The sequence below is a fragment of the Clostridium sulfidigenes genome (assembly GCF_000732635.1).
Classification (GTDB): Bacteria; Bacillota; Clostridia; order Clostridiales; family Clostridiaceae; genus Clostridium_J; species Clostridium_J sulfidigenes.
This window is the reverse complement of record NZ_JPMD01000035.1, coordinates 63997-83894: the sequence shown is the minus strand read 5'-3', so window position 1 is coordinate 83894 and position 19898 is coordinate 63997. Positions and strand designations below refer to the sequence as shown.

The 19898-nt window shown below is 30.1% G+C and carries 20 protein-coding genes; 6 read left to right on the top strand and 14 right to left on the bottom strand.

What is annotated here, in order from left to right; translation table 11 throughout:
* Positions 1-34 precede the first annotated feature (34 nt).
* The 10 genes from scfB to IO99_RS13885 form a co-directional block, all read right to left on the bottom strand.
* Complete coding sequence (gene scfB, locus IO99_RS13930; protein ID WP_035134471.1) at positions 35-1399, bottom strand: thioether cross-link-forming SCIFF peptide maturase; 1365 nt, start codon at positions 1397-1399, stop codon at positions 35-37.
* Between the two features lie 58 nt (positions 1400-1457).
* Positions 1458-1595, bottom strand: a complete 138-nt coding sequence (scfA, locus tag IO99_RS13925; protein WP_035134469.1) for a six-cysteine ranthipeptide SCIFF — start codon at positions 1593-1595, stop codon at positions 1458-1460.
* Positions 1596-1622: 27 nt separating this feature from the next.
* A complete protein-coding gene (locus tag IO99_RS13920) occupies positions 1623-1991 on the bottom strand; it encodes a TIGR04086 family membrane protein (protein WP_035134467.1) in 369 nt (122 codons plus the stop codon).
* Between the two features lie 54 nt (positions 1992-2045).
* Positions 2046-2336 (bottom strand): preprotein translocase subunit YajC, encoded by a 291-nt coding sequence (yajC, locus tag IO99_RS13915; RefSeq protein ID WP_035134465.1) that lies wholly within the window; start codon positions 2334-2336, stop codon positions 2046-2048.
* Between the two features lie 51 nt (positions 2337-2387).
* Positions 2388-3515: a tRNA guanosine(34) transglycosylase Tgt gene (gene tgt, locus IO99_RS13910; RefSeq protein ID WP_035134462.1), complete on the bottom strand. Its 1128-nt coding sequence runs from the start codon at positions 3513-3515 to the stop codon at positions 2388-2390.
* A 16-nt stretch (positions 3516-3531) separates the two neighbouring features.
* On the bottom strand, positions 3532-4560 hold the full coding sequence (gene queA, locus IO99_RS13905) for a tRNA preQ1(34) S-adenosylmethionine ribosyltransferase-isomerase QueA (protein ID WP_035134460.1): 1029 nt from the start codon (positions 4558-4560) through the stop codon (positions 3532-3534).
* Positions 4561-4598: 38 nt separating this feature from the next.
* On the bottom strand, positions 4599-5606 hold the full coding sequence (gene ruvB, locus IO99_RS13900) for a Holliday junction branch migration DNA helicase RuvB (protein ID WP_035134458.1): 1008 nt from the start codon (positions 5604-5606) through the stop codon (positions 4599-4601).
* A 37-nt stretch (positions 5607-5643) separates the two neighbouring features.
* Positions 5644-6237 (bottom strand): Holliday junction branch migration protein RuvA, encoded by a 594-nt coding sequence (gene ruvA, locus IO99_RS13895; protein WP_035134456.1) that lies wholly within the window; start codon positions 6235-6237, stop codon positions 5644-5646.
* A gap of 294 nt (positions 6238-6531) precedes the next feature.
* A complete protein-coding gene (locus IO99_RS13890; protein WP_035134453.1) occupies positions 6532-7191 on the bottom strand; it encodes a hypothetical protein in 660 nt (219 codons plus the stop codon).
* 184 nt (positions 7192-7375) lie between these two features.
* Entirely contained in the window at positions 7376-7789 is a 414-nt protein-coding gene (locus IO99_RS13885; protein ID WP_035134451.1) for a DUF3785 family protein, read from the bottom strand.
* Positions 7790-8022: 233 nt separating this feature from the next.
* On the opposite strand from IO99_RS13885, the gene IO99_RS13880 reads away from it, so the two are divergent.
* From IO99_RS13880 to IO99_RS19365, 4 genes are all read left to right on the top strand, one after another.
* Positions 8023-9414 (top strand): transporter permease, encoded by a 1392-nt coding sequence (locus tag IO99_RS13880; protein ID WP_035134448.1) that lies wholly within the window; start codon positions 8023-8025, stop codon positions 9412-9414.
* A gap of 197 nt (positions 9415-9611) precedes the next feature.
* Positions 9612-9905 (top strand): ArsR/SmtB family transcription factor, encoded by a 294-nt coding sequence (locus IO99_RS13875; protein ID WP_051824141.1) that lies wholly within the window; start codon positions 9612-9614, stop codon positions 9903-9905.
* A 158-nt stretch (positions 9906-10063) separates the two neighbouring features.
* Positions 10064-12556, top strand: coding sequence for a CoA-disulfide reductase (locus IO99_RS13870; protein WP_035134446.1), 2493 nt, complete (start codon positions 10064-10066; stop codon positions 12554-12556).
* 446 nt (positions 12557-13002) lie between these two features.
* Positions 13003-13170 (top strand): hypothetical protein, encoded by a 168-nt coding sequence (locus IO99_RS19365; RefSeq protein WP_198028596.1) that lies wholly within the window; start codon positions 13003-13005, stop codon positions 13168-13170.
* A gap of 252 nt (positions 13171-13422) precedes the next feature.
* Here IO99_RS19365 and IO99_RS13865 read toward each other — a convergent pair whose 3' ends face one another.
* From IO99_RS13865 to IO99_RS13855, 4 genes are all read right to left on the bottom strand, one after another.
* Entirely contained in the window at positions 13423-13671 is a 249-nt protein-coding gene (locus IO99_RS13865; RefSeq protein WP_035134549.1) for a BhlA/UviB family holin-like peptide, read from the bottom strand.
* A gap of 268 nt (positions 13672-13939) precedes the next feature.
* A complete protein-coding gene (locus IO99_RS19165; RefSeq protein ID WP_156964377.1) occupies positions 13940-14104 on the bottom strand; it encodes a hypothetical protein in 165 nt (54 codons plus the stop codon).
* 402 nt (positions 14105-14506) lie between these two features.
* Positions 14507-14983 carry a hypothetical protein gene (locus IO99_RS13860; protein WP_035134444.1) on the bottom strand — a complete coding sequence of 159 codons (477 nt, stop codon included), beginning with the start codon at positions 14981-14983 and terminating at the stop codon, positions 14507-14509.
* A 672-nt stretch (positions 14984-15655) separates the two neighbouring features.
* Positions 15656-16018 carry a helix-turn-helix domain-containing protein gene (locus IO99_RS13855; protein ID WP_051824139.1) on the bottom strand — a complete coding sequence of 121 codons (363 nt, stop codon included), beginning with the start codon at positions 16016-16018 and terminating at the stop codon, positions 15656-15658.
* A 428-nt stretch (positions 16019-16446) separates the two neighbouring features.
* Here IO99_RS13855 and IO99_RS13850 point away from each other — a divergent pair, with 428 nt between their 5' ends.
* Together IO99_RS13850 and IO99_RS13845 are read left to right on the top strand one after the other, a co-directional pair.
* Positions 16447-18090 carry an ABC transporter transmembrane domain-containing protein gene (locus IO99_RS13850; RefSeq protein ID WP_051824138.1) on the top strand — a complete coding sequence of 548 codons (1644 nt, stop codon included), beginning with the start codon at positions 16447-16449 and terminating at the stop codon, positions 18088-18090.
* Positions 18083-19894 carry a YcaO-like family protein gene (locus tag IO99_RS13845; protein ID WP_035134442.1) on the top strand — a complete coding sequence of 604 codons (1812 nt, stop codon included), beginning with the start codon at positions 18083-18085 and terminating at the stop codon, positions 19892-19894. Before IO99_RS13850 ends, IO99_RS13845 begins: the two co-directional genes overlap by 8 nt.
* Positions 19895-19898: the final 4 nt, after the last annotated feature.

The window sequence follows — 19898 nt, the reverse complement described above, 5'->3', positions numbered from 1 at the left end:
GATAGAATTTTTAATTCTATCCTTTAAAACACAATTATTTATTCATTGTTTTCGCTTTTAAAGCAATAGCACACTCTATTCTCTTCTTTTGCATTTTACAACCTAATTCATATGGCACGTGAACATCACCATTAAAGTTAAAGTTATTAGCTTGACATCCTCCACTACAGTAGAATCTTGCCCAGCAGTTTTTACATGTAGGTTTATTATATATATGAGCATCCTTAAGATTTTGAACTATAGAAAAGTCCTTAACCCCTTCATATATATCTCCCATAAGAAAGTCTTTATTCCCTACAAATTGATGACAAGGATATATTTCTCCATCAGGAGTAACTGCTACATACTCATGTCCAGCTCCACATCCTGAAATTCTCTTATAGATGCATGGACCTCCTTGTAAATCTATATTGAAGTGATAGAATTTAAAGGATTTTCCTGCTTCATATTTTTCAACCATATATTCATATAATCTATCATATTGTTCAAAAATTGTAGGAAGGTCCTCTTCTCTTAATGAAAGTTCATGGTCATCAGGAAGTACTACTGGTTCAATAGATACTTCATCAAAGCCTAGCTCCACCATATGCTTTACATCTTCAAAGAAATCTGTATTTTCTCTTGTAAAAGTACCTCTTACATAATAAGTCTTAGACTTATCTCTTATATCTACCATTTTCTTTATTTTAGGTAATATAGATTCATAGGTACCAGTTCCATCAAATCTTATTCTTACTTTATCATTGACTTCTTTTCTTCCATCTATACTTAAAATTATATTTCCCATGTTTTTATCAAGGTAGTCCATTATTTCATCATTTAAAAGAGTAGAGTTAGTAGTCATAGTAAATCTAATGTTTTTATTGTGAAGTTTTTCTTGTTCTCTACCGTAATCTACTATTTCCTTTATAATATCAAAGGCCATAAGTGGCTCTCCACCAAATAAGTCAATTTCTATATTTTTTCTTTTCCCTGAGTTTTTTATAACAAAATCTATAGCGTCTTTACCGGTTTGTGCGCTCATGGTTTTTCTACAACCCTTATATTCTCCTTCATCTGCAAAACAATATTTGCACTTCAAATTACAATCATGAATTATATTAAGACAAAGGGCTTTAATAGCTACCTCTGCTTGTCCACTCATCATTGCTATATTTTCATATAAATCTTTAGAATAAAGCATTTCTTCATGAACTAAAGATTCTAATTCCTCATATACCTCATCAATTTCTTCACTGGAGTATCTATCCTTATATATTTCTTTTAACTCGTCTTTAGTTTTAAGTTTATCTGAGTCTAACATGTCATATACAAGCTCATCTACTTCATGAACTGCACCTGAATTTACATCTATAACATAAAAATCATTGCCTTGTCTAAATTTGTGAATTAATTCCATTGTTTTTCCTCCTAACTAAACACAAAGCAGTAACTTTTTGTTACTGCCTTTAAAATGATTAGTTTTCACACTCTAAATTAGCTACTGTACAAGAAGTTTTGCAAGCTGATTGACATGAGTTAGCACACTCTTTACAACCTGGTTTTTTTAAACTTTCTTTAATGTTAGATTTGTTGATAGTTTTTATATGTTTCATTTTTATTCCTCCTAAAATTGATAATATCTATAGATTCACTCCTAGCATTCCTGACAATGATCCTGCTGCTAATGCTAAAATTAATCTAACTACGTCTTTTCCTCCTAATGCCAAGTCATTTCCAAAGCATAAGGATACTATATAAAGTATTAACATATAAAATACTGCTACTAGCAACCCCACAAGCCAACCTTTACTTCCCATTTTTAATGTAGCATATATAGCTCCATATACCACACTAGCCAATGTAGCTATAACTAAAAATACTGATGTGACTGCGTCACTAAATGGGAAATATGAAGTAACTAGTGAATATACTAAAACGCAAATTACTGTTAAAATTGATGCTCTTAGCACCCCCACTCCTATAGCGGAATAATTAAACTTTTTATACATACCCAAAACCCCCTTATATTAATAAATATGTTTATATAAGGGGTTTTATGATGATTATGCCTTTATTTCTTCTGGTTCATTAGCTGATTTTGAAACTGAAGCAATACCTAGTTTGCTCATTTTTATTCTAGCTCTATCTGGACCACTTTCTAAAATAATATATTCTTCTTGAATATTTATTATTCTTCCCATGATTCCACCTTTAGTCATAATCTCATCATTTATAGCTAAAGAATTTAACATATCATTGTATTGTTTCTTTCTTTTCTTTTCTGGCATGAAAATCATGAAGTAAAACAACACAAGCACAAGTACCATTGGAAGAAACGCCATTAAGTTTTGCATAATATCTCTCCTTTCACTAGTTATGTATATATTTAAAAAATAGATACCTAATTATTTTTTTCCCCACTCTGAAAGTCTTTGATTTTTAAATTCTTCAAAGTAATCCCCATCAATTGCATTTCTTATATCTTCCATTAATATATTATAGAAGTACAAGTTATGAAGCACACAAAGTCTCATTGCCAACATTTCCTTAGCTTTAAATAAGTGCCTTATGTATCCTCTTGTATAATGCCTACAAGTGGGACAGTCACAGCCTTCATCTATAGGATTTTTATCTAATTCAAATTTAGCATTCATGATGTTTATTTTACCATACTTAGTAAACACATGTCCATGCCTTCCATTTCTAGCTGGTAATACACAATCAAAGAAATCTACACCTCTTGAAACTGCCTCTAATATATTTTCTGGAGTCCCAACTCCCATAAGATAAATTGGTTTATCCTCTGGAAGATATGGAACCACAGCATCAATAATTCTATACATATCCTCATGACTTTCACCAACAGCCAATCCTCCAATTGCATATCCATCTAGGTCTAGTTTTCTAATGGTCTTAGCATGTTCTATTCTAATATCCTCGTAAACTCCACCTTGATTTATACCAAATAGCATTTGCTTTTTATTTATTGTATTAGGATCTGCATTTAATCTATCCATCTCTACTTTACATCTTTCAAGCCATCTAGTAGTTCTTGCTACAGATTTTTCTACATATTCTCTTGAAGATGGATTTGGAATACACTCATCAAAGGCCATAGCAATAGTTGAAGCTAGGTTACTTTGAATTTGCATGCTTTCTTCAGGTCCCATAAATATTTTTCTTCCATCAATATGAGAGCTAAAGTATACACCCTCTTCTTTAATTTTTCTCATGCTTGCTAATGAGAACACTTGAAACCCACCTGAATCTGTAAGAATAGGTCTATCCCAATTCATAAATTCATGAAGTCCTCCCATTTTTTTAACTACTTCATCTCCTGGTCTTAAATGAAGATGATATGTATTTGACAATTCTACCTGACACCCGATTTCTTTTAAATCCATGGATGATACTGCTCCTTTTATTGCAGCCAAAGTTCCAACATTCATGAACACAGGGGTCTGTATTGTACCATGAGGAGTAACAAATTCCCCACGTCTAACTTTTCCACTCTTTTTAAGTAATTTATACACCTATTCATCGTCCTTCCTATTCATGGATAAACATAGCATCACCAAAACTAAAGAATCTATATTTGTTTTCTACTGCAATTTTATAAGCATTCATCACTATTTCCCTAGTTGAAAAAGCACTGATAAGCATTATTAAAGTAGATTCTGGCAAATGAAAATTAGTTATTATGGCATCTACTATTTTAAATTTATACCCTGGATATATGAATATACTAGTATATCCTGATTGTTCTTTAACTTGACCTTCTTCATTAGCTATACTTTCAAGGGTTCTATTTGATGTGGTTCCTACAGCTATAACTCTTTTCCCACTTCTTTTAGCATTATTTATTATTTCAGCGTTTTCCTTATCTAAAATATAATACTCAGAATGCATTTCATGATCTTGAATTTCTTCAGCTTTTACTGGTCTAAAGGTTCCAAGTCCCACATGCAAAGTTACAAAAGCTATATTAATCCCCTTTTTCTTGATAGCTTGTAGTAGCTCATCTGTAAAGTGTAGTCCAGCTGTAGGGGCTGCTGCAGAACCTACTTCCTTTGAGTAAACCGTTTGATATCTTTCTCTATCTTCCAGTTTTTCTTCTATATATGGTGGCAATGGCATTTCACCAAGTCTATCTAATACTTCTTCAAATATACCATCATAATAAAACTTTACTTTTCTATTTCCATTGTCTAAAACTTCTACTACCTCGGCTTTTAGTTCTCCATTTCCAAATACAAATTTAGCTCCAACTTTTCCTCTTTTGCCAGGCTTAACTAAGGTTTCCCATATATCATCTTCATGCCTATTTAAAAGCAAAAACTCCATTTTACCACCGGAACCTTCCTTAGCTCCATAAAGTCTAGCCGGCATAACTCTTGTATCATTTAATACAAGACAATCTCCTGGATTTAAATACTCTATAATATCTTTAAACACTTTATGTTCTACTTCACCACTTTTTTTATTTAGAACCATAAGCCTTGATTCATCTCTTTTTTCTAAAGGATGCTGGGCTATTAATTCCTTTGGTAAATCAAAATAAAAATCCTTTACTTTCAAAGTCTATACACTTCCCTATTCTATCTATATGTTTATTTCTATAATATATGATCTGGAATAATCCTTCCTAAATGTTCATAGGCTTTCTTTGCCGCCATTCTACCTCTTGGAGTTCTTACAATAAACCCCTTTTGTATTAGGTATGGTTCATATACATCCTCAATGGTACTGACTTCTTCACCTATAAAATAAGCTAGGGTTTCAACTCCAACGGGCCCCCCATTAAAGTTATCTACTATGGCTTCTAATATCTTATTATCTAATCTATCAAAACCTTCTCTATCCACTTCTAAAAGTTCAGCTGCTTGCTCCACCATGTTACTATCAATTACATTTATACCTTTAACCATAGAGTAGTCTCTAACTCTTTTTAGTAACCTATTAGCTATCCTTGGTGTCCCTCTAGATCTCATTCCCAGACTAAAGGCACCTTCCTTATCAATTTCAACTCCTAATATTTCAGAAGACCTTAAAACAATTTCTTTAAGCTCGTCATCATTATAATATTCCATTGAACATAGTACTCCAAATCTATCTCTTAAAGGTGCAGTCAAAAGTCCTACCCTTGTAGTTGCTCCTATGAGGGTAAATTTAGGTAAATCTAGTCTTATAGATTTTGCTGATGCCCCCTTACCAATAACAATATCTAAAGCGAAATCTTCCATGGCTGGATATAAAATTTCTTCTACAGACCTATTCAATCTATGAATTTCATCTATGAATAATACATCATTGGTATTTAGATTAGTTAACAATGCTGCTAAATCTCCAGCTCTCTCTATAGCAGGCCCAGATGTAATTTTTAAATTTCCACCCATTTCTTTTGCTACTATGTTAGCTAATGTAGTTTTACCAAGGCCTGGTGGTCCATATAATAATAAATGGTCTAAGGGTTCTTTTCTCATCTTTGCAGCTTTTAAAAATATATCTAACTTATTTTTAACTTTTTCTTGTCCTATATATTCCTTAAGTCGCTGAGGTCTTAAGGAATATTCTACTTCTATATCTTCCTCAATAATATTAGATGTAATAACTCTATCTTCCATAATCCCCCTCCTTAACTAAAAACCCTTAATAAGGTTATTATCCCATTAAAATTTTCAAACATTCTTTTATAATATCTTCAACACTCTTACTCCTATCAGCTTTTTCTATTGCTTTTTCTGCCTCTTTATCCGAGTATCCAAGAGCTATAAGTGCCCCCACTGCTTCTGATAGTTTTTCATTATCAATGTCAATATCACTAATAGTAGCTCCCTTAGGCATGGCATCTCCTAGTGCTATCTTATCCTTAAGTTCTAATATGATCCTTTGAGCAGTTTTCTTACCAATGCCCGGTGCCTTAGTTATTAATTTATCATCATCGGTAATTATAGCATACTTTAATGTAGAAACATTGGCAATAGACATGAGTGATAGTGCCGCCTTAGGTCCTACACCATTAATGGAAATAAGAAGATTAAACATGGATATTTCATCTTTAGTTAAAAAACCATAAAGTCCAATGAAATCTTCTCTTACAATTTGATGAGTATAAATCTTTATTTGTTGATCTATAGCTGGCATATTAGAAATTGTACTACCTGATGTGAAAATTTTATATCCAATATTACCACATTCTATAACTATATATTCCTTTTCTATAGACTTAAAAATTCCTTTTATATATTCATACATGCTTTGTCACCTATCTTTTTTATTTAACCATTTGTTAATTCTTCATTACTATATAGTCATCATCTGCAAATTTAGACCTATAATCTATTATATACCTATATGTATTGATATTAAACTTCACTAATTAATTATATTACCTTACAATCGTAACTATATTATACTTTACCATCTACAATGTAACAATTCAATAAAAACTATTTTAAACTTATTTCAAATTAAATTTATACCATTTCTACAATTTCTCATGAAAAAAGAGTGCTTCAAAATTCCTTTCGAAACACTCCTTTTCTGATACTATGTGCTACAAAGAGCCTGAGCATATTCCATAGCCTCTTGTATATTTGAAAACTGATAATCTCTATGTCCTTCGTAGAATGTCCTCAAAAGATTACCTCTGTTCTCTATGTCGTTAATTTTTAAATACGACTGTCCATTATCATCTTTAGGATTCAATATCTTCTCTTCTACTACTTTTATTGTTCCATTAGAATCCTTATTATAAATAACAATATTTTCATCCTTTATTCCTATAAAATAAGAATCTTCTTTGTAGGAATATCCTTCTATGTCCTTTACAAATATAATATCTTCTTTTGTGAATTTTTCTACCTTGTATCCAAAACTAGAAAATATCTTTTCAGCCTGCTCCTGATTAAGACCAATCAAATTATCTTTTTCTACATTTATAGTTTTATCTAATTTATCATTAATCTTTACCTTACCTAAAGAGTTTTTATAGTTTAACATGAACTCTATATTACTTTTATCTGAAATTAATACATCATTCATATTTAAAAAGCTTGCTTGAGATGCTTCGCCTAAAATTCCAGCTCCTCCATCTTTTGAACTTCTTAAGAAGGCTATACTCACAGTATAGCTAAGTAAAAAAACTATTATTCCTACAGAGGCTATAAAAATATATAATCCTTTATTTTTTTTATATCTTTCAATCATACAATCCCTCCTACTAGGAATTGTATCCAGCTTTGATATGTTTATACACTATTGCTTACAAAAATTTATAAATTATACATCTCCACTCTTCTTCCATTAAAGAGTATATGGAATTAACCTAAAAATATACACAATTATTTAAATTCATGCCACAGATATTTAAATTCATGTCACAGTTATTTATTTACATATCACACTGTTCAACTTCTATTGCAAAATTCTTACAACTTTCACAGATGATAATAGATACTATATAACTTTCATCAATTTTTTTCATTCTCTCTAATTGGGAATAAGTAGTGGTTTCAAACTCATTACTTATATTACTAATTATATATTTTCCTTCTTTAGTAAAAATATAAAAATGATACTCTAAATATCTATAATGTTTTTTATCTATAGCTTCACTATTTCCACATGCTTCACAGTTATCAGCATAATATTCATAGTCAAATTCTACTTTTTCTTTACCTTCTTCTAAAATTTCTAATACTTTTCCTATGGTAAAATCTTGTACTTCCTCAGCTTCAATATAAGAAAGGTTATCTTCTGATAAAATAAACTCTTCATCCTTATGTTTAAATTTAAAATTATTCATATTATTTCTCCTCAATTCTTCAATTTGTTCCAAAATATCATACTATTATTATATATTATTTAAAACTATTTAAACAGTTTTATTCATAATATAAAACCTCTTATATTTTTAGTCCATAGAACTAACTAATGAAAATCTGAATTTTTAAAATTTCCATCTTGCTTTTTTAACACTAATTTCTCCTGTCAGCATATTCTATTATTAAATTAGGATAAGTTAGTAGGAGGCTACAAATGATTGAATTAACCGCAATACACTATATATATTTAATTTTTATTATATTAATTTTAATAGCAATGATAAAAAAATTAGACTGTTCCCTTATTTGCATTGTTGGAGTAGTATTAATTGCATTAATTAGCACTAAATCTATTCCTGCATCTCTAATTAGTATTTTTAATAGTTTTATCTACTCAATTACGGAATTACTGCCAACAATACTTATAATATCTATAATTGCTGGATTAAGTAAAGCATTATCCTATACTGGCATAAGTAAAGTTATGATAGAACCCTTTAGTAAGTTTATGAAAAATGACTTTATAGCCTTTTGGGGTATAGGTATAATAATGATGATTATTTCTTATTTCTTTTGGCCATCTCCAGCCGTTGCATTAGTTGGAGCTGTATTAGTTCCTGTGGCTATCAAATCTGGTCTCCCTGCCATAGGTGCTGCTATAGCTATGAATCTTTTCGGTCATGGTATTGCATTGTCTACAGACTTTGTAATTCAAGCTGCTCCAAAGTTAACTGCGGATGCTGCTGGTATTCCTGTATCTGAAGTAGTTAAAGCTAGTGTTCCTCTTATAATTATTATGGGAATTGTGACTACTGTTACAGCCTTTATCATGCTAAAGAAAGATATGAAAAATGGAACCCTTGAAAATCTCACCTACACTGAATATTCAGAAGAGGTTGAGTCTACAGATGAATCTCTTTTAAGCAAAGGATGGAAATCCTTTTTTGCAATATTAATTCCTCTTCTCTTTGCTATTGATGTATTTTTGATGGTTTCCTTAAATTTAAAAGGTGGAGATGCTACAGCACTAATAGGTGGTACAACCTTAATTATACTCATATTGATATCTGTAAAAGCTTATAAAAAGGCTTCTCTTGATAAAATCACTAGACATCTGGTAGAAGGCCTCCAATTTGGCTTTAAAGTTTTTGGAATAGTAGTTCCAATTGCTGCCTTTTTCTATGTAGGTGGTGATGGATTTACAGCTATTATAGGTAACTATTTACCTACTGGCTCCTTAGGTATAGTAAACGACTTGGGATATGCCCTTTCTAAGGCAGTTCCACTAAACAATTTTTTAAGTGCTTTCGGTGTAACTACTGTAGGTGCAATCACTGGACTAGATGGTTCTGGATTTTCCGGTATAGCTCTAGCCGGTTCCACTGCAAATTTATTTGGAACAGCCACTGGTGGAAATGTGGCTACTTTAACCGCTCTTGGACAATTAGGTGCTATTTGGGTAGGTGGAGGCACATTAATACCTTGGGCCATTATCCCCGTTTCTGCTATATGCAAGGTATCCCCTTTTGAGCTTGCAAAGCGCAACTTTAAACCAGTAGTTTTAGGTTTAATTGTTACTACCATAGTGGCCCTATTCTTCTTATAATATTTAATTCAACTAAACTTCATAGATAGTTTACTCTCACTGAAGTTTAGTTGAGTTTAACTTTTTATATTACAACACAATATCTAAACTTATAATAAGTTATTCTTTTAAAATATATAAAATTTTTTTAATTTTCATTGACACATTTGGAACTATATCGTATTATATGAATATAGTGATATGGAGGTGTATAAAACATGACTGAGAATGACACATTTTTAACTAACCCAAGACTGTTTGAAGAAAAAGCAAATATTTTAAAGGCATTAGCCCACCCCGTAAGACTATGCATTGTTAAAGGTCTCATTGAAACTGGTGGAAGCAATGTTACCAATATGCAAAATTGCCTAGATATGCCTCAATCAACTATATCGCAACACATTGGAAAGCTAAAAGCTTTTGGCATTATAGACTGGCAGCGTAATGGTCTTGAAATTATATATAGTGTTAGTGATGAGAATATAAAAAAGTTAATAGAAGTATTATTTTAACTATTAAGAAGTCAAAATTCTTTAGACTTCTTTTTTATAAATATTTTAAATCGTATTATTATGATATATAAATATTAAGATTTAAATGTTCCTGAGTATTGTAAAGGTTATATTGTTTATACTATTTGTATTGTTTAATATTGAAAGGAGATTTTATTATGAGTAAAAAAGTTATTATCGTTGGTGGAGTTGCTGGTGGGGCTTCTACTGCTGCACGTTTAAAAAGACTAGATGAATCTTTAGAAATAATTATGTTTGAAAAAGGGGAATATATTTCTTTTGCCAATTGTGGACTTCCTTATTATATAGGTGAAACTATAAAGGAAAGAGATAATCTTCTAGTGCAAACGGTAGAAGGCATGAGTTCTAGATTTAACATTGACATAAGAAACTTTAGTGAAGTTATTAAAATTGATAAGGATGCTAAAAAAGTTACTGTAAAAAATCATAGTTCTTCTCAAGTTTATGAAGAAAGTTATGATGTATTAGTTTTATCACCGGGTGCTAGTCCAATAACTCCACCTATTCCTGGTCTTAAAGAAGCAACCAATTTATTTACTCTTAGAAATATACCAGATACAGATAAGATTAAAGCCTTTGTTGATAATAACTCTCCAAAGGAAGCTGTAATTGTTGGTGGTGGCTTTATAGGTCTTGAAATGGCTGAAAACCTTAATGAAAGAGGAGTTTCTGTAACTCTTGTAGAGATGGCAGATCAAGTAATGGCTCCTCTAGATTACGAAATGGCAGCAATAGTTCACGAACATCTACTTCAAAATGGAGTTAATTTAATTCTTAAAGATGGAGTTAAATCCTTTGAAAACCGTGGTAAAAAAGTAGTTTTAAATAGTGGTAAAGAAATTGTAACAGACATGATTGTTTTATCAATAGGAGTTTCTCCTGAAAGTAAGATTGCCATAGATGCTGGTCTAGAAGTTAACAATAGAAAAGCAATTGTTGTAAATAAAGAAATGAAAACTTCTGATGAAAACATCTACGCTCTTGGTGATGCTGTAGAAGTAATTGATTATATAAATGGTAATCCAACTATGATTCCACTTGCATGGCCAGCTAATAGACAAGGGCATGTTGTAGCTGATAATATCTGTGGTAAAAAAGCTGAATATAATGGTACTTTAGGTTCTTCTGTAGCAAAGGTATTTTCACTAACTGTTGCAACTACAGGCAATAATGAAAAAACTTTAAAAAGACTTAACTTAGAGTATAAGGCAATCCATTTACATCCAAATTCCCATGCTGGTTACTATCCTGGTGCCTTCCCTATCTCTCTTAAAGTTTTATTTAATCCAAAGGATGGAAAACTATTAGGAGCACAGGGTGTAGGTTTGGATGGCGTAGAAAAGCGTATCGATGTTATAGCTACTGCTATAAAAGGTAATCTAAAGGTTACAGATTTACCTGAGTTAGAATTATGCTACGCTCCACCATATTCTTCTGCAAAAGACCCTGTTAATATGGCTGGATATATAGGAACTAATATAATGGATAATTTAGTTTCTATAGTTCAATGGGATGAAGTTGATAATTTAATAGCTAACAATGAATTTATCCTAGATGTACGAGAAGAGATGGAGTTTGAAGTTGGTCATATAGAAAATGCTATAAATATTCCTCTAGGTACCCTTAGAAATAATTTAAATAAAATACCAAAGGACAAAACAATCTATGTTTATTGTCAAGTAGGTCTTCGTGGATATATCGGCTGTAGAATACTTTCTCAATATGGATTTAATTGTGTGAACTTAGATGGTGGTTATAAAACTTATGCTACCGTTAAATCTTCTTTAAATAATAAAGATACTCAATCTAACTTAAATAATAATACTGAAGACTGTACTTGTGAAACTAGTGCTTCTCCTAATATAGAAGATTCTACTAAAGTTACTGTAAGTCTTGATGCTTGTGGACTTCAATGTCCAGGTCCTATTAGAAGAGTTTTTGAGGAAATGGGCAAAATGAAGGGTGGAGATATCTTAGAAGTTAAAGCTTCTGATCCAGGTTTCCAAAAGGACATCAATAGTTGGTGCAGTAAAACAGGAAATACTCTTGTAAAAGGTGAATTTAATAAAAAAGAAAAAGCCTTTGTAGCATTAATCAAGAAAGGTACCTCTCAAAATTTAACAAGTAGCTCATCACCTATTAGTTGTGATATTTCTAAAAAGGATGGTGCAACCCTTGTAGTCTTTAGTGGTGACCTTGATAAAGCTATAGCTTCCTTCATCATAGCTACTGGTGCAGCATCCATGGGTAAACCAGTTACCATGTTCTTTACCTTCTGGGGACTTAATATCTTAAAAAGAAAAGATAAGCCTTCTGTTAAAAAGGATACTATGGAAAAAATGTTTGATATGATGCTTCCAAGTAGCACTGGAAAACTTCCATTGTCTAAAATGAATATGGCTGGTATGGGCCCTGCTATGATTAAAAATATTATGGCTAAAAACAACGTAGATGACCTTGATACTTTAATTGCTAATGCTCTTAAAATGGGAGTTAAAATCATTGCTTGTGCTATGTCTATGGATTTAATGGGTATTAAACATGAGGAATTAATTCCTGAAGTTGAGGTTGGTGGAGTTGCAACCTATTTAGCTTCCACAGAAGATGCTGGACTTAACTTATTTATCTAATGTATAACTCATATATTTGTCTACCTCTAGATGAATAGTTCCTTAATTAAAACTTTATGTTTCTATTTAAGTAAATGACTATCTCTTTATTGAGATAGTCATTTACTTATTCAAAATAACCTATACCTTACGTAAATATATTAAGCTATTCTTTTTCCTTAGGAGATTTAATTCCTGCCTTTGAAGATATATGATCTTTTACATTTCCAGTCTTAGGGTTACTTGGAGTATGTTCATGCTTTTTATGATTTTTAGCCATTTTTAATACCTCCCATATAATTTTATTGTCAATATTATTATGTGTCCAAACATTCAATCTATACCTTTAATAAAATGGTAATGTTTCTTTCTAAGGAAGCTAATCCTTTACTTTCCTTAATAATTTCTTACTTTAAGGACAAAATAATTGTGTAGTTATCCTTTATATAATTTAAGGAGGTGTTTTTATGGTTGATAATAATAAAAGTCGTCTTAAGGATCAAAAAAGAAGTCAAGCTGAACTAAGAAAAATGTATCCTAAGGATGGAGCTGACGTAGGAATAATAGATGGAGTTAAAATAGGCTCCTATGCAAATAGCAAAGACCATTCTGAAAAAGACGAGATAACTTATTAATAAAGATTAGCAGAAAAGTCTCTATAGCAATTGCTAATTTACTAGATGGATTAGTTAAAAATTTCCCTATATAAATAGTTATATAGGGAAATTTTAAAATATATAAATATATGCCTATTTTGCTATTTAACTAGTTAAATAGTTAAATAGTTGTTCTGTCCATGCGGGTTTCAGAGATTTTCATATGGCAGTATTATGACTATATATAAATTTAAATTCAAAGAAATAATGCTCTAATTATATTTTCACTTCTTAATTTTTTCTCATATAATTTTTTAAATCCCCTACATCCTTCTTTAGATCTTCTACATCTTTTTTTACTTCATCTACTATCCTTAATTTATCAGTAAGGTGTGATATCACATCTTGATAATTTTTTTCTCTTTCTTCTTCCTTCACATCTCTTTTCTCTTGAGCTTTTAGTATATAAAACAACAGAAATATACTTAGTACAGCCCAAATACCTTGTGATAAGGCTACCTTTAGAATTTCATTCTCCATCATTTATTTCACACTCCTTACTTGATATATTTCTTTATTAGTAAGACTGTAATGACATTTTACTAAGAGAACACGTTTTCTGTTTATTATTTATATGCTAAAGCTTACAAATTAATATAAATGTATTTTACTATTAATAACCTTAAATTATCTGATAATTCTGAAAATTTATTTTCCATTTCAATTTCGTTGAATATAAATTTTATTGATCTATAATAATCTCACATAAGAATTTCTTGATGAATTTACTATTGTTCCCTTAGATAAGTTAAAGATATTCCATAATTGAATTGAATAAATCATTTTCAGCACGGCAATATCTTAGCTTCCTTGATAAAATATTAGTAATAGAATCAACTTTAATTAATAATGATTCCATACTATTCTTATCAAAAAATTTTGCTTTTTTTATTAGAGTCACCATTAATCCCATTCTATACCACCTCCTTAAGATTACTTAATAAAATAAGAAGTTACTTTTATGTAAAAGACAATTGATTCAATTATCATTTGTGATATTTTGTTATAGTTTATGCTAGAATCAATGAGAAGACAACTAATAGAGCCTAAAAAGGAAGAAAAGCAACACGAAATTCATTTAGAGTATCATTAATGGTATATTATTTTTAATAATGCAACATTAAAGTTAAATTATTATTTCAACCTAAACATTATAAAAATATCTCCCTAGTCGGATAATCATATCTAATTAAGGAGATAAATCATATAAACTTCTATTTAATAAGCATAACCTAATCTCTTATTTATAGTCTATTAGTTAAAACAATAAATTTTAGGCTATTGTTAAATTACTTCTATTTATATATAACTTTTATTAATATTCATAAGAATAACCTTTTATATGAATTCCTAAATTTCCAGGACAACGAACACTAGTCCACTCAATTAATATTTTAATCTCTTCATATACAGTCTCGCGGTCTACAGGAACTGATAAATTTAGACTTATACAGTCTTCACTTACTATTATATCATCCAAAATACAATCCAAATTCACACAGTTTTCATAATCCTCGTAGTCTTCTCTTTCATTATAATATATGTTTAAATTCTTTTGTAATTCATCCATATACTTTTTAGGTATTTTATCATTTAAATGTAAGTTTATTATAGATACTTCCGTTAAATTTTGATTTGATTGAATTTGACAAATATTATTTTTCATTTTATTAGTTTCAATGGTAGCTAAAGTTTCATCCGCTACTGATATCACGCTTCCTACCCCAGGTATCGTTTTTCCAAACTCCTTTACAGCTATTTTTACACTTTCTCCAATTGATATGTTTTTCATCATTTTCCCCTTAATTTCTATATGATTTAATTGTAAAATATCGTAAACATCTTCACAATTAATATAAAACCTATACTAAAATTAATATTTACCAATACTTATTATAACTAAATAAACCTAAAATGTAAATTTTACTTAAAATTATTAGATATCAACATGAAAATGTATAAATATTTCATAGTGCTATTTAGTAAAAATATAAATTATTATTTTATTGAGACTCTTTCATAAAATCTATAATATCTTCCGTTCTATAAGAAATACCTACTTTTTTTATCATATGAGAGTGGTGCAACAACTATAAAGTATGTCATTAGTAGTGCTATAACTGAGAATACTATGCCACATTTTCTAAATGGGTGATTTGATATAATTATTGTTGATGAATACTTATACCTTTTATTATTAATTGAAAGAATAAATTTGCTCCTAATTTATCAATAGATATATAACTAATTTCATCAATAATTAGTACCTCGTACTTACCATATTGTTTTAGTCTTATCTATAGTCTATTTTCATGATAATCTTTTCTTGAATTAGAATCAACTCCATTAAACGAAAGAAATAAAAAAATAGAAATGCATAAAATCTTACATTTTTATGTTTCTCTAATTACGCATTTCCATTATATAATTTGTATATTTAAGTGACATTATCTAAAGTATAGTACTAGTCTATGCTAAACACATAAGGGTAGCGGTTAAGCTTTACACATTTCTTAATTGAATATTCATTACAGGCTCTGTAACAATTTATAAAAGCACATTTTTTACATTGCTTGCCGCAGGCATTATTACACAAATTTGTTTTACTACAACTCCTTCGGTTTTGACATGGATGTATATCATTTTCCTTTGCCTTACTTACTCTCAGAAATCTATTCCTTTTAATTTCCTTAGAGATAGTAGTTGGGTCCTTTTTTAGCTTATCAGCAATTTCTCTTAATGCATAATTTTGATCTAACCCATATTCAATTATAAGTCGATCCTCCATTATTAGGTGTTTACCTTTGCTTAATTCATAATTTGACATAATTAATCCTCCTAATATAATCAGGACAAATATCAAACTAATTATACCAAACACTTTGCAACAGTAAGTTCTGTTTCAGCTAAAAAACGGAATTTAACTTTTCAATTTACCTATTAAATTGCAATATGGTGATATGGCTATGAAAACCTATGATTGTATGTCAATAAATTTATAATCATGTATTTATTGACATATATATTATATTTTGGTATGATCTGTAAGGAGAGAGGTGTATTTATGAAGATTTTACATGTTAACCAGCAGGACAAGAAAAAAGAGGAAAAGAAATCAACAGTTGTTGAACCTATGGGCTGTGGAAAGTGCCATTGGTCAAAGCAAAGAGAATAATCCTCTTGTTGTATTGAGGCAAAAATTGAGCCCTAGGGCTCAATTTTTTTAATATAAGTATAAAAGGTGGGATTTATTATATGTTAAATTATTTAATAAAGAAAAGAATAAACTTTTTTGCAACACTAATATTTAGTTCTTTTAATAGTTTGTTAGCAGTGGGACTAGCTTATGTGATGATGACATGTGTTGACTTTGCCACGTCTGGTCAACTATCTTCAGCTCTGAATTTTCTTCCTTGGCTATTACTGTATTTGTTGTTGTGCGTCTGTATTGATCTTTTATATCGTAAATCAAAATGGGAATGTTTATCTATTGCAAAATCAAATCTTCGTGATGATACTTTTAAGAAAATTCAAAATTTGTCCAGTATTAGTTTTCATAAGAAAAATACTGGTGAATGGATATCTCTGCTAACCAACGATTTGGACATAGTTGAGGAATCTTATTTTAGTGCTTTTTTTAGATTATTTGAGAGTATATTTGAACTTACAATTAGTTTGTTATTGTTGTTACTTATATCACCTATACTTGCAGGATTTGTCTTGTTAATCACTTTTATTCAATTAATAATACCTAAAATAATGAGTAAAAACCTATCTAAAGCGAAAGGAATTATGTCCGATGCAGCTTCATCATTTACCACCACTGCATCAGAGCATTTAACAGGAATGGACCTTTTAAAATGTTTTCATGTTACTGCCCAGTCCTTTGATATGATGAGTGAAAGAAATAATAACTGGGAGAAAAAAAGATATCATTCCAGGTTACTTTCATCTTTTGCTAATCTAATGTCTTTTACTATGGGCAATATACTGTATATTGGTATATATTTTATCGGAGCTATACTTGTTATTCTAGGATATGAAACTGTTGGAACCCTTGTTGCAGCATCCCAACTTGTAGTGTACATTAGTTCACCCCTTGTATGTTTAAGTGATGATTTAGGTGAAATAAAAAGTGCCCGAGAAATAATTCATCAGCTTCATAACAATTTTGATGACACAGGAATATTCTTAAATGAATATAAACAAATTGATAAGACTTTTGAAGCTCTTAGAGTAGTTAATCTGGATTTTAATTACGATGATAATACTATTTTTAGTGATGTAAATTTTGAGATTGCTGCAAATAAAAAATATTTCTTCTCCGCCCAGTCAGGGTCAGGTAAGACTACCCTTATTAACTTATTAATAGGAACCCTTCCTCCTACAAATGGAAATATCTATTTCAATCATACAAATATAACTGAATTAAATCCAGTTGATTATAACCGATTTCTTCAAGTAAGCTCACAAAATACTTTTATATTTAATGCAACACTTCGAAATAACATTACTCTGTTTTCTGAACAGTTTACTGATAAGGAAATAAATGATGTAATTGAGAGAGTTGGACTGAAATACATCTTGGAGCGCACAAGACAAGGATTGGATCAAGTTATAGGGCAAAGTGGATTTACTTTATCTGGAGGAGAGAAACAGCGTATAGCATTAGCCAGAATAGAATTATTTAATCCAAATATGATAATTTATGATGAAAGTTTTGCAAATCTTGATGAAGGAACAACCCAAGAATTGCTTGAGTTGATATTATCTCGTCCAAAAAGTACAGTTATTATTATATCCCATCAAATGTCGCCAAATATGATTAAGTGGTTTGATTATTTAATTACAATTAATAATAAGAAAATCGCTATTGAGGAGATTGAAAGTTATGAGTAATAGTAGTGATCTATCAATTAAAAATAAAGATGATTTCCCCATTAATAGTATTTTAAAAGCACGACTTGATTTACAACAAATTGGTATTTTGGTCCAAGAGTTATGGAATTCAGTTGGCTCTAGTATATTTAGCGTGCATATTATTGTGTTAAACACAACACTTACAGCAAACGGAAAGGGGATTTCGAAGGAATTAGCTTTAGCAAGTGCCTATGGTGAATTAATAGAAAGACTATCATTTTGTTTGCCTTTTAGAGTATCTCCTTTCTATAAAATGTTTTATGAAAAAATTTATTCAATAGAAGAAAATAAACTATTTATTCATATGCCATTTGAAAATTGGATTAAAAGTAGTAGTGCTGATACCTATTTTAGTCTGTTAAATAACGGTTTGGAAGAAAACAGTAAAGATCATTGTATTAATCTGTGGTGTGAACGAAAAGGAAACTGCCGCAATTATGATTTGGTTTCACGCTTTAATTTACTGTTACCTAGTAACTCAAGTTTAGATGAAAGCTTATTTCAATATGAACTTGATATTTCATATGCAGTATTAGATTACTACTATGGCTCTAATGGCATGTGTGCTGGTAATACTAAAGAAGAAGCTTTAGTTCAAGGCATTTGCGAAATTATTGAACGTGCAGTGCAATTTCAAGTGCTTGCTGAAAATGAAAATGAAATTTACGATATAACAGATTCATACTTTACAAATAGTTCCAATATAAATAATGATTATAAATATCTATATTCACATAACTTTAAATTAAAGATACTTTTGGTAGAAAATAAATTTAATTGTCCTGTTATAGCAGTTATTATTTTTAATGATATTGGGGGCTACTATGTTTCTTTTGGGTGTCATCCAAATATCTGGATAGCAATTGAGAGGAGCATTACTGAGTTATTTCAGGGATATAGCTTAGATACTCTTAGTGATGCATTTAAATACGAGTATTTATATCATGATGATCACCATAAAAATGAAAATTATGTAGCTTTGCTAAAATATGGAGTGGGGCATTATCCCATGAATTTTATTTTAAGGAATTATCCTGTTATGGATATCAAAAATTTTACCTGTGCAGTAAAGACAAATGTAGATTATTTAGATGAAATAATAGTTAATATAATGAATTTAGGCCTACCGATTTATGCAGTTAGCGGTTTGGATTTCGACTTACACACCTTTCAAGTAATTATTCCAAGTGTAAGTGAAGCTGAAAATATCCTTCCTGCAAGAAAACTTCGTTCTGACGCTCATGACAGCATTTATTCAAATTTAAGTGAAGTAGACAGAAAATCATGCCTAAAAATAGCAGATTATTGTTCTGAACTTTGGGCAAATGGAGATAAAACTATGGTTCAGCTATTAGATATTTCTAATTATTCTATTTACGAAAGATGTGAAACTCAAGTTGATGGTATTCAGTCTTCCCTCTTTATAAGTATGTTATATATTAAGGCAAAAGAGTGGGATAAGGCCTATGAGTATATGTTACATTTTCTCTCTGAAATAAAAATAATTAATGGAATTAATAAAGAAAACTTCATTTATTATTCTTTGTATAGCAATGCACTTGATATGCTAAGAAAAGGCGCAAGTAAAGATTATATTCTGGAATCTATAAAAATGATTGATCCACAAACTTTTGATGAGCTTCAAGGTGTTTTATTTAATAATGAAGACATTTTTATAAACTTCCCCAAGCTTGAATCAGAATCTTTACTTGCTTATAGTGAATCCCTTAGAAATTGCTTTGAGGCTGAAAAAACATGCTTAAATAGCCTTCTATGTAGGTAACTAT

Excerpts from the sequence above, each read along its gene's own strand:
- ruvA (WP_035134456.1), bottom strand. The coding sequence starts at position 6,237 with ATGTATGAATATATAAAAGGAATTTTTAAGTCTATAGAAAAGGAATAT.
- IO99_RS13885 (WP_035134451.1), bottom strand. The coding sequence starts at position 7,789 with ATGAATAATTTTAAATTTAAACATAAGGATGAAGAGTTTATTTTATCA.
- IO99_RS13890 (WP_035134453.1), bottom strand. The coding sequence starts at position 7,191 with ATGATTGAAAGATATAAAAAAAATAAAGGATTATATATTTTTATAGCC.
- IO99_RS19365 (WP_198028596.1), top strand. The coding sequence starts at position 13,003 with ATGGTTGATAATAATAAAAGTCGTCTTAAGGATCAAAAAAGAAGTCAA.
- IO99_RS19165 (WP_156964377.1), bottom strand. The coding sequence starts at position 14,104 with ATGGGATTAATGGTGACTCTAATAAAAAAAGCAAAATTTTTTGATAAG.
- IO99_RS13875 (WP_051824141.1), top strand. The coding sequence starts at position 9,612 with ATGACTGAGAATGACACATTTTTAACTAACCCAAGACTGTTTGAAGAA.
- scfB (WP_035134471.1), bottom strand. The coding sequence starts at position 1,399 with ATGGAATTAATTCACAAATTTAGACAAGGCAATGATTTTTATGTTATA.
- IO99_RS13860 (WP_035134444.1), bottom strand. The coding sequence starts at position 14,983 with ATGAAAAACATATCAATTGGAGAAAGTGTAAAAATAGCTGTAAAGGAG.
- IO99_RS13855 (WP_051824139.1), bottom strand. The coding sequence starts at position 16,018 with ATGTCAAATTATGAATTAAGCAAAGGTAAACACCTAATAATGGAGGAT.
- IO99_RS13870 (WP_035134446.1), top strand. The coding sequence starts at position 10,064 with ATGAGTAAAAAAGTTATTATCGTTGGTGGAGTTGCTGGTGGGGCTTCT.
- scfA (WP_035134469.1), bottom strand. The coding sequence starts at position 1,595 with ATGAAACATATAAAAACTATCAACAAATCTAACATTAAAGAAAGTTTA.
- IO99_RS13850 (WP_051824138.1), top strand. The coding sequence starts at position 16,447 with ATGTTAAATTATTTAATAAAGAAAAGAATAAACTTTTTTGCAACACTA.
- yajC (WP_035134465.1), bottom strand. The coding sequence starts at position 2,336 with ATGCAAAACTTAATGGCGTTTCTTCCAATGGTACTTGTGCTTGTGTTG.
- IO99_RS13845 (WP_035134442.1), top strand. The coding sequence starts at position 18,083 with ATGAGTAATAGTAGTGATCTATCAATTAAAAATAAAGATGATTTCCCC.
- IO99_RS13865 (WP_035134549.1), bottom strand. The coding sequence starts at position 13,671 with ATGGAGAATGAAATTCTAAAGGTAGCCTTATCACAAGGTATTTGGGCT.
- IO99_RS13880 (WP_035134448.1), top strand. The coding sequence starts at position 8,023 with ATGATTGAATTAACCGCAATACACTATATATATTTAATTTTTATTATA.
- IO99_RS13920 (WP_035134467.1), bottom strand. The coding sequence starts at position 1,991 with ATGTATAAAAAGTTTAATTATTCCGCTATAGGAGTGGGGGTGCTAAGA.
- ruvB (WP_035134458.1), bottom strand. The coding sequence starts at position 5,606 with ATGGAAGATAGAGTTATTACATCTAATATTATTGAGGAAGATATAGAA.